13 protein-coding genes are annotated in these 15,352 nt (G+C 60.9%); 8 read left to right on the top strand and 5 right to left on the bottom strand.

Going from position 1 to position 15,352, the window contains the following annotated elements; all coding sequences use genetic code 11:
• Window positions 1-37 precede the first annotated feature (37 nt).
• From J7E41_RS02315 to J7E41_RS02300, 4 genes are read left to right on the top strand one after another with little or no spacing between them, the layout of a single operon-like run.
• Entirely contained in the window at window positions 38-703 is a 666-nt protein-coding gene (locus tag J7E41_RS02315; protein ID WP_214989786.1) for an amino acid ABC transporter permease, read from the top strand.
• Window positions 684-1,343 carry an amino acid ABC transporter permease gene (locus J7E41_RS02310; RefSeq protein ID WP_214989784.1) on the top strand — a complete coding sequence of 220 codons (660 nt, stop codon included), beginning with the start codon at window positions 684-686 and terminating at the stop codon, window positions 1,341-1,343. Before J7E41_RS02315 ends, J7E41_RS02310 begins: the two co-directional genes overlap by 20 nt.
• Window positions 1,340-2,116 (top strand): amino acid ABC transporter ATP-binding protein, encoded by a 777-nt coding sequence (locus J7E41_RS02305; protein WP_214989782.1) that lies wholly within the window; start codon window positions 1,340-1,342, stop codon window positions 2,114-2,116. Before J7E41_RS02310 ends, J7E41_RS02305 begins: the two co-directional genes overlap by 4 nt.
• Window positions 2,113-2,988, top strand: a complete 876-nt coding sequence (locus tag J7E41_RS02300; protein WP_214989780.1) for a transporter substrate-binding domain-containing protein — start codon at window positions 2,113-2,115, stop codon at window positions 2,986-2,988. Before J7E41_RS02305 ends, J7E41_RS02300 begins: the two co-directional genes overlap by 4 nt.
• Window positions 2,989-3,048: 60 nt before the next feature.
• On the opposite strand, the gene J7E41_RS02295 is transcribed toward J7E41_RS02300, so the two are convergent.
• On the bottom strand, window positions 3,049-4,209 hold the full coding sequence (locus J7E41_RS02295) for an AAA family ATPase (RefSeq protein ID WP_214989892.1): 1,161 nt from the start codon (window positions 4,207-4,209) through the stop codon (window positions 3,049-3,051).
• A gap of 117 nt (window positions 4,210-4,326) precedes the next feature.
• Here J7E41_RS02295 and J7E41_RS02290 point away from each other — a divergent pair, with 117 nt between their 5' ends.
• From J7E41_RS02290 to J7E41_RS02275, 4 genes are all read left to right on the top strand, one after another.
• Window positions 4,327-5,430, top strand: coding sequence for an efflux RND transporter periplasmic adaptor subunit (locus tag J7E41_RS02290; protein WP_214989778.1), 1,104 nt, complete (start codon window positions 4,327-4,329; stop codon window positions 5,428-5,430).
• Window positions 5,427-6,497, top strand: coding sequence for an efflux RND transporter periplasmic adaptor subunit (locus J7E41_RS02285; RefSeq protein WP_214989776.1), 1,071 nt, complete (start codon window positions 5,427-5,429; stop codon window positions 6,495-6,497). Before J7E41_RS02290 ends, J7E41_RS02285 begins: the two co-directional genes overlap by 4 nt.
• The gene (locus J7E41_RS02280; RefSeq protein ID WP_214989775.1) at window positions 6,494-9,541 is read left to right on the top strand and encodes an efflux RND transporter permease subunit; all 3,048 of its coding nucleotides are present in this window, start codon (window positions 6,494-6,496) and stop codon (window positions 9,539-9,541) included. The genes J7E41_RS02285 and J7E41_RS02280 overlap by 4 nt, the downstream gene beginning before the upstream one ends.
• A 116-nt stretch (window positions 9,542-9,657) precedes the next feature.
• Window positions 9,658-11,883, top strand: coding sequence for a glycoside hydrolase (locus tag J7E41_RS02275; protein WP_251029297.1), 2,226 nt, complete (start codon window positions 9,658-9,660; stop codon window positions 11,881-11,883).
• A gap of 141 nt (window positions 11,884-12,024) precedes the next feature.
• Here the strand turns inward: J7E41_RS02275 and J7E41_RS02270 are convergent, their stop codons facing one another.
• From J7E41_RS02270 to J7E41_RS02255, 4 genes are all read right to left on the bottom strand, one after another.
• Complete coding sequence (locus J7E41_RS02270) at window positions 12,025-12,651, bottom strand: class I SAM-dependent methyltransferase (RefSeq protein WP_214989773.1); 627 nt, start codon at window positions 12,649-12,651, stop codon at window positions 12,025-12,027.
• 108 nt (window positions 12,652-12,759) lie between these two features.
• Window positions 12,760-13,404, bottom strand: coding sequence for a methionine ABC transporter permease (locus J7E41_RS02265; RefSeq protein WP_029299545.1), 645 nt, complete (start codon window positions 13,402-13,404; stop codon window positions 12,760-12,762).
• Window positions 13,394-14,512 (bottom strand): methionine ABC transporter ATP-binding protein, encoded by a 1,119-nt coding sequence (locus tag J7E41_RS02260; RefSeq protein ID WP_214989771.1) that lies wholly within the window; start codon window positions 14,510-14,512, stop codon window positions 13,394-13,396. The genes J7E41_RS02265 and J7E41_RS02260 overlap by 11 nt, the downstream gene beginning before the upstream one ends.
• A gap of 2 nt (window positions 14,513-14,514) precedes the next feature.
• Window positions 14,515-15,324 carry a MetQ/NlpA family ABC transporter substrate-binding protein gene (locus J7E41_RS02255; protein WP_214989769.1) on the bottom strand — a complete coding sequence of 270 codons (810 nt, stop codon included), beginning with the start codon at window positions 15,322-15,324 and terminating at the stop codon, window positions 14,515-14,517.
• Between the last annotated feature and the right edge of the window lie 28 nt (window positions 15,325-15,352).

The following is a 15,352-nucleotide window of genomic DNA, read 5'->3' as shown; positions in this document are numbered from 1 at the left end:
AACGCCGCATTATCCCTGTGGCGTCAGGGATTTTCAGATGACCTTCGATTACGCTTTTATCCTCAGCACCCTGCCGGCGTTTCTCAAGGCCGTGGGTGTGACCCTGCAAGTGGGCTTGATCGCCATCGGCACGTCGTTGCTGGTGGCGTTGATCAACGCCACCTTGTTGGTATTTCGCACACCGTACCTGTGGCGCCTGGTGGCGTTGTATGTGGAACTGGCCCGCAACACGCCGTTGCTGATTCAACTGTTCTTCGTCTACTTCGCCTTGCCGGCCCTGGGAGTGAATATCTCCGGGTTTTGGGCGGCGATCATCACCATGACGTTTCTCGGCGGTGCCTACCTCACCGAGGTGCTGCGCGCCGGTGTTGAAGCGGTGCCGCTGGCACAGATCGAGTCCGGCAAGTCCATTGGCCTGTCTCACTGGCAACTGCTGCGCCATGTGATCCTGCCCCAGGCCGGGATCCTCAGCTTGCCGGCGCTGTTTGCCAATTTCATCTTCCTGCTCAAGGAAACCACCGTGGTCTCGGCAGTGGCGGTGCCGGAGATTCTCTACACCACCAAAAGCTACATCACCCTCTACTACAAAACCTATGAAATGCTCGCGGTGCTGACCTTGATCTGCGTGCTGTTGTTCCTGCCGCTGTCGCTGCTGCTCAGCCGTCTGGAAAGGAGGCTCCAGCATGGCCAGTTCGGGTCTTGAATTGTTGTGGGTGTCGTTGCCGCAACTGGGCAAGGGCGCGGCACAAACCCTGTCGATTTCATTCTTGAGCATCGCTTTCAGTACGGTCGGTGGTGTGTTGTATGGCGTGTTGCGCACCCTGAACGTGAAAGCCATCGACGTTGTGCTGCGGATCTATCTGGAACTGTTTCGCGCAATTCCGGTGCTGGTCTGGCTGTACCTGCTGTTTTTCGGACTGCCGATTTTCTTTGGCCTGAGCATTCCCAGTTTCTGGTGCGCGGTGTTGGTGTTGTCGTTGTGGGGCGCCAGTGAAGTCGGCGAAGTGGTGCGCGGTGCTTTGCATTCCTTGCCGCGTGGCCAGCGGGAAGCGGGGTTGTCGATTGGCTTGTCCGATCCGCAACTCTACGGCTATGTACTGCTGCCCCAGGCCCTGAAGCGCATGACGCCGCCGACCATCAACGTCTACACCCGCATCATCAAGACCAGTTCGTTGGCGGTGCTGATCGGTGTGGTGGATGTGATCAAGGTCGGCCAGCAAATCATCGAGCGCACCTACGAGTCGGTATTGATCTACGGCGCGCTGTTCCTGTTTTTCTTCTTTATTTGCTACCCGTTGTCGGCCGCCTCCAAGGTGCTGGAACGGCGCTGGGCCCAAGCATGAGCGCATTGATCGAGTTCCAGGGTTTCAACAAATTCTTTGGCGAGCAGCAGGTGCTCAAGGGCATCGACCTGAGCGTCGAAAGCGGTGAAGTGGTGGTGATTCTCGGCCCCAGCGGCTGCGGCAAAAGCACGTTGTTGCGTTGTCTCAACGGCCTGGAGGTGGCCCACAGCGGCCATCTGCGGTTCGCCGGTAAAGAGCTGTTGGACAAGGCCACCGACTGGCGCCAGGTGCGCCAGGACGTAGGCATGGTGTTCCAGAGTTATCACCTGTTCCCGCATATGAGCGTGCTCGACAACATCCTGCTGGGCCCGCTGAAAGTACAAAGGCGCGCCCCACGAGAAGCCCGCGCCCAGGCAGAACAACTGCTGGAGCGGGTCGGTCTCGCGGACAAGCGCGACGCCTATCCGCGCCAGCTTTCGGGCGGCCAGCAACAACGCATCGCCATCGTCCGTTCGTTGTGCATGAACCCGCAGGTCATGCTGTTTGACGAAGTTACCGCCGCCCTCGACCCGGAGATGGTCAAGGAAGTCCTGGAAGTGATCCAGGGCCTGGCCCGGGACGGCATGACCCTGCTGATCGTCACCCACGAAATGGCCTTCGCCCGCGCTGTCGCCGACCGCGTGGTGTTTATGGAGGCTGGCCGCATCCTCGAACAGAACACCCCCGAGGCATTCTTTACGAACCCGCAAACCGCACGCGCGCAGCAGTTCCTGGAGAAGTTCTCCTTTGTTTCAACACTGCCCAAAAAAACCAAGGAACTGGAGCTGTTATGAAAACTGCCAAGTCTTCACTGCTGTTATTACCACTGTTCGGCCTTGCTCTGCTGGCCGGCTGCAACAAGCCCGACGAGCCTGCCAAACCTGCGGCCGCAGCGCCGGCAGCGGTGAGCTACATCGACAAGATCAAGGCGCGGGACAAGCTGATTGTCGGTGTGTTCACCGACAAGCCGCCGTTCGGCTTTGTCGACGAAGCCGGTCGTTACGTCGGCTTTGATACCGACATTGGCCGTCGTTTTGCCAAGGATTTGCTGGGCGATGAGAACAAGGTTGAGTTCGTTGCCGTGGAACCGGCGAGCCGCATTCCATTTCTGCAAAGCGACAAGGTCGACCTGATCCTCGCCAACATGACCGTGACCCCGGAGCGCAAGGAAGCGGTGGAGTTCACCAACCCCAACCTGAAAGTTGCGGTGCAGGCTTTGGTGCCTCAGGGCAGCGAAGTGAAAAGCCTGGATGACCTGGCCACCCGCACCACCATCGTCACCACAGGCACCACTGCCGATATCTGGCTGACCAAGAACCACCCGGACTGGAAACTGCTCAAGTTCGAGAAAAACTCCGAGTCCCTGCAAGCCCTGGCCGGCGGTCGCGGTGATGCTTACGCACAAGACAATCTGGTGCTGTTCAGTTGGGCCAAGCAGAACCCGGGCTACCGCGTGCTGGAGCAGAAACTGGGCGACGAAGCGCCGATTGCGCCGGCGGTGAAGAAGGGCAATATCGAACTGCGTGATTGGGTGAATGCCGAGTTGGCCAAGCTGGGTGAGGAGAAGTATCTGCTCAAGCTGTATGACCAATATGTGCGCAAGGAACTGAGCGATGACACCCAGCCTGAGAGTGTGATTGTGGGAGGGGGTAAGTGGCAGGGTTGATCCCTTGTTTCTGCGTTGAATGTTACACCGCTTTCGCGAGCAAGCCCTGTCAGGCGCCTCTCAACTCGGCCAGTGCCAGGCTGGCTGATCCAACACCTTCTGTCCCACAATCTGTGTTTGCCCCATCACCTTCTCCAGCACGATCGAGTTGCACCCTTCATCCTGCTGCAACGCCGCAATCAAGCGGCTGGCATGGGACACCACCCACACCTGACACTGCTCGGATACCTTGATGATCAACCGCGCCAGCGCCGGCAACAGGTCCGGGTGCAGGCTGGTTTCCGGTTCGTTCAGTACCATCATTGTCGGTGGTCGGGGCGTCAGCAGCGCCGCCACCAGCAGCAAGTAGCGCAAGGTACCGTCCGATAACTCTGCCGCTGATAACGGCCGCAGCAAGCCTTCCTGATAGAACTCGATGGCAAAGCGTCCGCCTTGCAGCGGCTCGATATTCAGCCGTGCGCCAGGAAACGCATCACTGACGGCCTGCTGCAAGGCTTCGGGATCGCCTATCTCGCGGATGGTCTGCAATGCCGCCGCCAGGTCGCGACCATCGTGATGCAGCACCGGCGTGCGCGTGCCCAGTTGCGGTTGGCGCACGGGCGCGTCGACGTCACTGCGAAAGTGATCGTAGAAGCGCCAGCCGCGAATGCTCTCGCGCAGCAGCAACACCTCCGGTGAGCCGCGCAGGTTGCCGACTTGATCGAACAGGCTGTTGTAGTTCGGTGTGTGCTGGGCCAGTACATCCCAGCCCCGACCATCACGGGCACGCACCATCGGCCCCGAACGCTGCACCAGCAGGCTTGCCGGGCGATACACGTGGCCGGCCCAGATGCATTCCTTTTTGACCTCGGGGTCCAGGGAGAAAAATGACTCGCTGGGTTCAGGCAATCCGAGGGAGATCGCGTAGCTGAAATCCTCCCCGGCAAAACCCAGACGCAAGCGCTTGACGCCCTTGCGCACGGTCGGCTCCACCTCCACCTCGCCACTGAGCATGCGTCGGCTGATATTTTCAGGCCCGGCCCAGAAGGTCGAATCCAGCCCGCCCTCACGGGCCAACGCGTTGATCACCCCGCCCTGGGCGGTTTCCGCCAGCAGGCGCAGGGCGCGATACAGGTTGGATTTACCGCTGCCGTTGGGGCCGGTGATCAGGTTCAAGCGATCCAGCGGCACCACCAATTTATTGATCGAGCGGTAATTGGCTACCGCGAGGGTCTTGAGCATGGTCATCTTGTCTACTTGGGAACCCCCGGAGTATGGGATCCTTGATACAGATAAGGAACCCTGATCTACGCTCACAGTCGCATGATCACCGACGCGTCAACCAAGCAAGGAGCCTGCATGGGCGGTCCCACCTCGACATTCATTTTCAGCTTTGCCCTCTTGGCATTGCTGACCGGTTGCGGCCGGGAAACAGGCGTGCCCAAGGAGCATTCCCGGGTGTTTGTGCAAACCGTGAAGTCGGCCGATTTCGCCGCGGCCGTGACCCTGACCGGTGACATCCAGGCGCGGGTGCAGACCGACCTGTCGTTCCGCGTCGGTGGCAAGATCATCCAGCGCATGGTCGATGTCGGCGACCGGGTGACGGCCAAGCAAGTGCTGGCCAAGCTGGATCCCAAGGATTTGCAGACCAATGTCGACTCCGCCCAGGCCCAGGTGGTGGCCGAACAGGCTCGGGTCAAACAGACCGCCGCCGCCTTTGTGCGACAGGAAAAGCTTTTACCGAAGGGTTACACCAGCCGCAGCGAATACGATGCGGCCCAGGCCGCTTTGCGCAGCAGCCAGAGCGCGCTGACCGCTGCCCAGGCGCAGTTGGCCAACGCGCGCGAACAATTGGGCTACACCGCCCTGGTCGCTGATGCACCGGGGGTGATTACCGCGCGTCAGGCCGAGGTCGGCCAAGTGGTGCAGGCCACGGTGCCGATTTTCAGCCTGGCCCGGGATGGCGAGCGTGATGCGGTGTTCAACGTCTATGAATCCTTGCTGGTGGAGCCGCCACCCGATGCGTCGATCACCGTCAGCTTGTTGGATAACCCGACTATCAAGGCCGTGGGCAAGGTCCGTGAAGTCACCCCGGCGGTGGCGGCCAATAGTGGCACCGTGCAGGTGAAGATCGCGCTGAGCGCGTTGCCGGCAGGCATGCAACTGGGCTCGGTGGTCAGCGCCACTGCCAATGCACCGGCCAAGGCCAGCGTCGAGTTGCCTTGGGCGGCCTTGACCAAAGACCTCAACGAGCCGGCCGTGTGGTTGGTGGACGACGACGGCAAGGTGCAATTGCACAAGGTCACGGTTGCCCGTTACCTCACGGGCAAGGTGATCATCGGCGACGGTCTTAAGGGCGGCGAAAAAGTCGTGGTAGCCGGTGGGCAGTTGCTGCACCCGGGCATGATCGTGGAAATCGCCCAGCCGCCGGATCAGGCCCAGGCGCAGGGAGTTCAGCCATGAAGCGGTTGACTGTATTCATTGCGTCCAGCCTGTTGCTGATGGCCTGCTCCAAAGAAGAACCGGCACCCGAACCGGTACGCCCGGTGCTGTCGATTGAAGTGAAATCCGAGAATCAGGAAAACCTCGGCCGATTCGCCGGCACCATCCAGGCGCGCTACGAAAGCAATCTGGGCTTTCGCGTGCCTGGCCGCATCGCGCGGCGTGCCGTTGACGTCGGCAGTGAAGTGGAGAAAGACGCGTTGCTCGCGGTCCTCGACCCCACCGATCAACAGAACCAGTTGCGCGCAGCCCAAGGTGATCTGGCCCGGGTTGAGGCCCAGTGGATCAACGCCCAGGCAAATGCCCGGCGCCAGCAGGAACTGTTCAACCGTGGCGTCGGTGCGCAGGCGCAACTGGACGTCGCCCAGACTGACCTGAAAACCACCCAGGCCTCTCTCGACCAGGCCAAGGCTTCGGTCAATCAGGCCAAGGACCAGCTCAACTACAGCGAGCTACGCACCGACCACGCGGGCATCGTCACCGCCTGGAACGCCGAGGCCGGCCAAGTGGTCAGCGCCGGCCAGCAAGTGGTGACCCTGGCCCGTCCCGACATCAAGGAAGCGGTGATCGACCTGCCCGCCGGCCTGGCCGAGCGCTTGCCGTCCGACGTGGTATTTCGCGTCGCCGGGCAACTGGACCCGAGCGTCAACACCACCGCCACCGTGCGCGAGATCGAACCCCAGGCCCAAAGCGCGACCCGCACCCGTCGCGCGCGCCTGACTCTGGCCCAGACGCCAGCGGCCTTTCGCCTCGGTACTGCGATCAGCGTGACCTTGAGTTCGGCCATCGCCCCACGTATCGAACTGCCCCTGAGCGCCTTGCAGGAAGCCGACGGCAAAACCCGCATCTGGGTGATTGATACCCAAAGCCAGACCGTGCAACCGCGGGATGTGACGATCATCAGCCGTAACGCCGACAGCGCGTTGCTCAACGGCGGCGTCAAACCCGGCGAACGGGTGGTCAGTGCCGGCGTCAACAGCCTGAAACCTGGGCAAAAAGTCAAAATCGACGAGGACAGCCCGCGATGAAAGGGAGCTTCAACTTATCCGACTGGGCCCTCAAGCATCAGTCCTTCGTCTGGTACCTGATGTTCGTTGCGCTGCTGATGGGCGTGTTCTCGTACATGAACCTTGGCCGGGAAGAGGACCCCTCGTTCACCATCAAGACCATGGTGATCCAGACCCGTTGGCCCGGTGCGACCCAGGAAGAAACCCTCAAGCAAGTCACTGACCGTATCGAGAAAAAACTCGAAGAGCTGGACGCCCTCGACTACGTGAAAAGCTACACCCGGCCCGGCGAGTCCACGGTGTTCGTGTTCCTGCGCGACACCACCAGTGCCAAGGACATTCCCGGGATCTGGTACCAGGTGCGCAAGAAGATCGATGACATCCGTGGCAGCTTCCCCCAAGGGTTGCAGGGACCGGCGTTCAACGACGAGTTCGGCGATGTGTTCGGTTCAATCTACGCGTTTACCGCCGATGGTTTATCGATGCGCCAACTGCGTGATTACGTCGAGCAAGTGCGGGCTGAGGTTCGTTCGGTGCCGGGGTTGGGCAAGGTCGAGATGATCGGCCAGCAGAACGAAGTGATTTACCTGAATTTCTCCACCCGCAAACTGGCGGCCCTGGGCATTGATCAGCGGCAAGTGGTACAGAGCCTGCAATCGCAGAATGCGGTGACCCCGGCGGGAGTGATCGAGGCAGGACCGGAGCGGATTTCCGTGCGTACTTCCGGGCAGTTCGCATCGGAGAAGGATCTGGCCAACGTCAACCTGCGGCTCAATGACCGGTTCTATCGGTTGGCGGACGTGGCTGAAATCACCCGCGGCTATGTCGACCCGTCGACGCCGATGTTTCGTTTCAACGGCAAGCCGGCGATCGGCTTGGCCATCGCCATGCAGAAGGGCGGCAATATCCAGTCTTTCGGCAAGGCCCTGCACCAGCGTATGGATGACCTGACTGCCGACTTGCCGGTGGGCGTCGGCGTGCACAAGGTTTCCGACCAGGCCGAGGTGGTGGAGGAGGCCGTCGGCGGCTTCACCAGCGCGCTGTTCGAGGCGGTGATCATTGTATTGGTGGTGAGCTTTATCAGCCTCGGCATGCGCGCCGGGCTGGTGGTGGCGTGCTCGATTCCACTGGTGTTGGCGCTGGTGTTTGTGTTTATGGAGTACAGCGGCATCACCATGCAGCGGGTGTCGCTGGGCGCGCTGATTATCGCCCTCGGCCTGCTGGTGGACGACGCGATGATCACCGTAGAGATGATGATCACGCGGCTGGAAAAAGGTGAGACCAAGGAACAAGCGGCGACCTATGCCTACACCTCCACGGCGTTCCCGATGTTGACCGGCACCCTGGTGACCGTGGCCGGTTTCGTGCCCATTGGCCTCAACGCCAGTTCGGCGGGTGAGTACACCTTCACCCTGTTCGCGGTGATTGCCGTGGCGATGCTGGTGTCGTGGGTGGTGGCGGTGCTGTTCGCGCCAGTGATCGGCGTGCATATCCTCAGCAGCAACGTCAAACCTCACAGCGCCGAGCCTGGGCGCATTGGCCGGGTGTTCAACGGCGGCATGCTCTGGGCCATGCGCAATCGCTGGTGGGCCATTGGCATCACGGTGGCGCTGTTCGTGGCCTCGGTGTTTTCCATGCAGTTTGTGCAGAACCAGTTTTTCCCGTCCTCGGACCGCCCGGAAATACTCGTCGACCTCAACCTGCCGCAAAACGCCTCGATCAATGAGACCCGCAAGGCCGTGGACCGCCTGGAAGCGATCATCAAGGACGACCCGGACATTGCCCGCTGGAGCACTTATATCGGCCAGGGCGCTATTCGTTTCTACCTGCCGCTGGATCAGCAGTTGGAGAACCCGTACTACGCGCAGTTGGTGATTGTCAGCAAGGGCCTGGAGGAGCGGGGCGCGTTGATTGCGCGGCTGCAAAAGCGCCTGCGGGACGACTTTGTCGGCGTGGGCAGCTTCGTGCAGCCGCTGGAAATGGGCCCGCCCGTGGGCCGGCCGATTCAGTATCGAGTGTCCGGCAAGGACATCGACCAAGTGCGCAAACACGCCATCGAACTGGCGACGATGCTCGACAAGAACAACCATCTCGGCGAAATCATCTACGACTGGAACGAGCCGGGCAAAGTCCTGCGTATCGACATCGCCCAGGACAAGGCGCGCCAGTTGGGCCTGTCTTCCGAAGACGTGGCGCAGTTGATGAACAGCGTGGTCAGTGGTGCATCGGTGACTCAGGTGCATGACGATATCTACCTGATCAACGTGGTCGGTCGCGCCGAAGATGCCGAGCGCGGTACGCCGGAGACCTTGCAGAACCTGCAGATTGTCACGCCCAGTGGTACCTCGATTCCGCTGCTGGCGTTTGCCACGGTGCGTTACGAGCTGGAGCAACCGCTGGTGTGGCGTCGGGACCGCAAGCCGACCATCACCATCAAGGCGGCGGTGCGCGATGAGATGCAGCCGACGGATCTGGTCAAGCAACTGGCACCTGACATCGAAAAATTCAGCGCCAACTTGCCGGTGGGTTACAAGGTCGCCACCGGCGGCACCGTGGAGGAAAGCGGCAAGGCCCAAGGTCCGATTGCCAAGGTGGTGCCGCTGATGCTGTTCTTGATGGCGACCTTCCTGATGATCCAGTTGCACAGCGTGCAGAAGATGTTCCTGGTAGTCAGCGTCGCGCCGCTGGGGCTGATTGGTGTGGTGCTGGCGCTGATTCCCACGGGCACGCCCATGGGTTTTGTGGCGATCCTTGGGATCCTGGCGTTGATCGGCATCATCATCCGTAACTCGGTGATTCTGGTGACCCAGATCGACGCCTACGAGCGCGACGGCTACACGCCGTGGGACGCGGTGGTGGAAGCCACCGAACATCGGCGCCGGCCGATCCTGCTCACGGCGGCGGCCGCCAGCCTGGGCATGATCCCCATCGCCCGGGAAGTGTTCTGGGGGCCGATGGCCTACGCGATGATCGGCGGGATCATCATCGCCACCTTGCTGACGCTGCTGTTTCTACCGGCGCTGTATGTGGCCTGGTACAAGATTCGCGAACCGAAGAAAGAATAGACCTGAGGTGTTCCCACAGGGATGTGGGAATACTCCTGAGAGTGTCGGTTGGCGCCAGGCTCCGGATCAATTGGGTTAACCTCTGGGCCTGATCTCATTTGCCCAAGGCCCGTGTCATGATCCGTTGCCTGCGCCACACTCTGTTGGTATTCGCTCTGTTGCTGTCGTCGATGGTTCACGCAGGGACCGTGCTGGAAAACGCCCTCTGGCGCGTCGAACTTGACCCGGCAACCCTGGCGATCCGTGTGATCCCCGCCGATAAGCAACCTGTGCAGGCCTCCACGGGCGTCGCCGCTCACCCTGTCAGCCAACTCACTCAAAGCACCCAGCAGGCCACCTGGCAATGGAATGACGGAGCCTATCGCCTGAGCGCCAGCCTCGACCAACGTGACCTGGCGCTGACCATCACCGCTCGGGAATCGGGTGAGCTGGATATCCTCCAGCAACCGGCCAGCGCCATGGGCAAAGGTCTGATCTGGCCCCTGGCCGAGGGGCACTATGTGCCCGCTGGCAACCTGCTTTGGCAGGACTTCCTGCTGGAGCAGGGCGATGTGAACACCACCCAGGACCTCAGCTTGCCGCTGTGGGGTGTCGACCACGACACGTTCACGCTCAACTGGCTGCTGACCAACCCTTACAACAACCGCCTGCACTGGCAAGCCGATGGCAAGCGGTTGGCGTTGTCTGCACGCCACGAGTTCACCGCCCTGGACCCCACGGCACCGATGACACTGCGCTTGCACCTGGGCGATGCCGACCTGTTGGCCGGGGCCAAGCGCTACCAACAATGGCTGGTGGAGCAAGGGCAATACGAGCCGCTGGCGGACAAGCTGCGGCAGACGCCGGACGCCGAGAAGTTGCTGGGCGCCAGCCATGTTTACCTGTGGGGCAATGACCTGCTGGGCCTTGGTGATGTGCGCGACTGGTCGCAATTACGCCAGGTGCTGAGTAATGATCACGGGCTGGCGGGGGAGCTGCGAAGCCTGTTGGACAAGGAATCGCTGCAGGTCCTGCAGGTGACCCAACCGTTTCTTGATCGCTACCAGCAAACCACCCTGTTGCGCGGCTTGAACGCGGCGATCAATAAAAAGGCGCGTCAGAGTTGGCAAGCCGTTGACGAACCGGACATGGAAAAACTCGCGGACGGCTACGGTGTGTTACGTGGTGAATTGGCCACCGCATTTTCCAATGCCCTGACTGCAACCCCGCAAGCCTGGGGCAGTACCTTGTCTGCGACCACCGTCAAATCCTTACAGAATGCCGGGCTCAAACGCTTGTTGTTGACCTTGGGCGAAGGTTGGGAGGGTGGGCTTTGGCATCCGGAGGCGGTGCGGGCTGGCGTCGATGCCGGTTACTTGATGGCGCCCTATGACTCCTATGAGACGGCTTTGTCTGCCAAGGAAAATCCGGACTGGACCACCGCACACCTGGGCAGCAAAGCCCATCGCGACTGTGGAATCCTGTTGAAAAACGGTCAGCTCAAAACCGGCTTCCAGAAGTCCGGTTACTACACCGACCCACGCTGCGTGCGACCGCTATTGGAGGCGCGGGTGAAGGCGGTACAGGCTAAGGCCGGTTTCAATGCCTGGTTCCTTGATGCCTACGCCACCGGCATGGTGTTCGACAGCTATCGTTCCGTCCTCAACATGACTCAAGCGCAGAACGCGGCAGGGAACGTCGACGCCGCTCGCTGGATCAACAACGTACTCAAAGTGCCGGCAGGTTCAGAAGACGGTAACGCCGTCACTGCCCAAGGCGTTCTGTTTGCCCATGGCATGCAGACACCTGTGATGGGCTGGGGTGATCGGGATATGACCCAGGACAAGCAATCGCCCTACTACGTGGGCGCCTGGTACCCGCCGGAACAGCCTGCGGTGTTCTTCAAATCGGTTCCCTTGAAAGAGCCGTTTCGCACGGTCTACTTCGACCCGGCGATGCGTCTGCCGCTGTACCAGGCGGTGTTCCATGGCTCGGTTATCACCACTCATCATTGGTTGTTCGACAGCCTGAAGCTGAGCAATGTGCTGGGCGAAAATGAACTGACCCAACTGCTGTACAACGTGCCGCCGTTGTATCACTTGAGTGCGGCGACGTTTAAGCAGCGCTTGCCGCTGATCCAGCGCCAGGATAGCTTTTTCCGGCCATTGCACCAGCGTTTGGCGACCCAGGCCATGACTGATTTTCGCTGGCTGACGGCGGATCGGCAGGTGCAGCAGACCACGTTTGCCGATGGCACGCGGTTGGTGGCTAACTTTGCCGGGCAGGCGCGAGAGGGCTATGCGGCGCGCAGTGTGACGGCGTGGGTGGTGGGTGAGGAACCGGTGGTGTATCAGGTGGATTAGCGGTGGCTTTGAGTCCGTCATCGCAGGCAAGCCAGCTCCCACATTTGACCGCGTTCCTTCGGGAAGAATATGGTCGAATGTGGGAGCGGCGGTGCGACGATTCGACTTGCTCGCAAAAGCGTCAGTCCAGACAACAACGACCTAAAGTTTGCGCCACACACTCGCCAACCAAGGCTGCTGTTCCCGAGGCAACCCGGCCGGACGATAGTAGTGTTCCAGCTCGACAAAACCGGCCGCCGTCAGCAAGGCCTGCCAGGCTTCCAGGTCATGGTAGGCGCCATAACGCGGCCCATTCCAGCCTTCCTGGTTTTCACCCCGTGGATTGGAGCTGAGCAACACACCGCCCGCCTTCAACGCGCCATGCAATTGCCCGAGAATGCGCGGCAGTTCCTGCTTGGGAATATGGAACAGCACCGCGTTGGCGAAGACCCCGTCAAAGCGTTCGGCGGGCAGGTCGAGCTTCAAGAAATCCTGCTGCAACACCTCGCAGCCGCTGTCGTCCCGGGCCATTTGGGCGAAGCGCTCCGAGCCATCGAGGCCGACGGCGATGTGGCCCATACGCGTAAAAGTCTGCAAATCCCGCCCCGGCCCGCAGCCGAAATCCAGCACGGTGAACGGCGTCTCACCGTGGATATGCCGCAACAGCGCATCGATGTTCTGGCTGACATCATGATCGCGGGTGCCTTCACGGAAGTCCTCGGCCACCTCGTTGTAATGGCCGAGGGTAGTAGAGGTGATCTGATCGAGGTCGTCGGGGGCGAGTTTCATGGCAAGCGGCACCGGGAGGAAAGATTGCCCGACTATACCCTGTGGTGAGAAGGCTTGCCTGTGGCGAGGGGGCTTGCCCCCGTTGGGCTGCGTAGCAGCCCCAAGTTTTCAGCGCTTATTCAACCCCCGCGCCAACCGATCCCCACCCAACTGAATCACCGCCACCAGAATGACCAACAGTACAATCACCGTCAGCATGATCTGGCTGTCAAAGCGCTGATACCCATACCGATAGGCGATATCTCCCAGCCCACCTGCGCCAATTGCCCCGGCCATGGCCGAAGAGTTGATCATCGTCACCAACGTAATGGTGAACCCCCCGACAATCCCGGGCAGCGCCTCAGGCAACAACACATGCCAGACGATATGCCAGCGCCGGCAGCCCATGGCCTGTGCAGCCTCGATCAACCCATGGTCGACCTCACGCAGGCTGACTTCGGCTATTCGCGCAAAGAATGGCGTAGCGGCGATGGTCAGCGGCACCACGGCGGCCCACACGCCGTAAGTGGTACCGACGATCAGCCGCGTGAACGGAATCAACGCCACCATCAAAATCAGAAACGGTATGGAGCGGAACAGATTGACGAACGCCCCCAGTACCCGGTTCAAGGCCGGGGCCTGGTAGATGCCGCCCTTGTCGCTGGTCACCAGGAACACCGCCAGCGGAATGCCCACCAGCAGCGCGATCAGCGACGACACGCCGACCATCAACAACGTGTCGATGGCGCCCTGTAATAAACGATCAAACCACATAGCCCAGCACCTCCACCTGTTGTGCCCAACGCCCGGCGCGAGTACGCAGTTCTTCAGCGCCCAGAGATGAGCCGGTCACCGCCAGCAGCAATTGCCCCAGAGCATGGCCCTGGATTCGTTCTACCCCGCCTTGCAGCAGCCGAACCCGACCACCGAGGGCGCTGAACAACGCGGCCAGGTCCGGCTCGTCATGGCTGGCGCCGGTCAATTGCAGGCGCAATACCACTGCTGCCTCTGCGGACGTGGGCTTGGCCTGTAAACGACTGTGCAACTCTTCCGGTAGCCCGTGTTGCAAGGGGGCCAGCAAGGTTTTGCTGACCTCGTGCTGCGGGTTGCCAAACACTTCCCACACCGGGCCTTGCTCGACGATCTGGCCGTGTTCCAGCACCACCACCCGGTCGCAGATTTCGCGGATCACCGCCATTTCATGGGTGATCAAGACGATGGTCAGGCCCAGGCGTTTGTTGATCTCGCGCAGCAGACCGAGGATCGATTGCGTGGTCTCCGGATCGAGGGCCGACGTGGCTTCGTCGCACAGCAGGATCTGTGGGTCATGCACCAGCGAACGGGCGATGCCCACCCGCTGCTTCTGCCCGCCGGACAACTGCGCCGGATAAGCCTTGTGCTTGTCTTGCAGGCCCACCAGCTCCAGCAGTTCACGAACCTTTTTTTCGCGCTGCACCTTGGGCACGCCAGCCACTTTCAGCGGCAGTTCCACGTTCTGCCAAACGGTCTTGGCCGACATCAGGTTGAAGTGCTGGAAGATCATGCCGATGCGCCGACGCAGCGCCACCAGATGGTCTTCGTCGAAGTCACCGATGTCCACCTGATCAATCAACACCCGGCCGCTGCTGGGCTGCTCCAGGCGATTGATGGTTCGGATCAGCGACGACTTGCCGGCACCGCTGCGGCCGATGATGCCGAACACTTCACCACGCTGGATCGCCAGGTCGATACCTTGCAGCGCTGGCACGGGTTGACCGTCGTAGGTCTTGCCCAGGTTGATAAACCGAACATGGGCGCGATTCAGGTCGGGGTGCAGCTCGGTCTGTTCGGCGTCCTTGGGCTGCGTATCCAGGGCGCGCAATTGGGCATTTGCGGCGCTCATGATCAGCTTTCCCAGCCGGCCTGGTACAGCTTGCCGTGGGCTTTATCCAGGGCGGCGCGTACGGCGGGCGAGTGTTGGTAGATGTCGACGAACTTGATCAGGCGCGGGTCGTTTTTGCTCTTCGGCTGGATCACAAACTGGATCACGTATTCCTTGTGGTCGAGGCCGTCAAACAGCAGCGCCGACTCGGCATCGAAGGTCTTGGACAGGCGAATATAGGCTGGGTAGCCCTGCACCAGATCGGCGTCGTCATAGGCGCGCACCAGTTGCACGGCTTCTACTTGCAGGATCTTGAGCTTCTTCGGGTTGGCAATGATGTCTTCTTCAGTGGCCTTGTATCCGACGCCCGGCTTGAGGGTAATCAAACCCGCCTTGGCCAGCAGTTGCAGGCCACGACCGCTGTTGATCGGGTCATTGGCAATCGCCACGCTGGCGCCCTGGGGCAGTTCGTCGAAGCTTTTGTATTTTTTCGAGTAAAGACCGACGTTGTTGATGATCCCCGGGGCGAACGGCACCAGGTCAAACCCGGCGGCGGCCTTGGCGTTTTCCAGGAACGGGATGTGCTGGAAGTAGTTCACGTCGATGTCGCCGGCGGCGAGGCTGACATTGGGGGCGATCCAGTCGGTGAACTCCACCAGTTCGACTTTCAGGCCTTGTTTGCCGGCTTCCTCGACGGCAGCTTCCAGCGGGATAGCGAAGGCGGCGGTGGTGCCGACTTTCAGCGGTGCCTCGGCGGCGAACACGGCCGAGCTGAACAGCCCGAGGGCGAGAGCCAGTGCTTTGACTGGGTGGGTGAAGAGTGTGGTTTTCATAGCGGATTTCCAGTCAGAAGTATTGGTT

The sequence above is a fragment of the Pseudomonas fluorescens genome, assembly GCF_018614655.1.
In the GTDB taxonomy this organism is placed as follows: Bacteria; Pseudomonadota; Gammaproteobacteria; order Pseudomonadales; family Pseudomonadaceae; genus Aquipseudomonas; species Aquipseudomonas fluorescens_BX.
The sequence above is the reverse complement of the archived record's forward strand: the minus strand, read 5'-3'. Positions and strand labels throughout refer to the sequence as shown.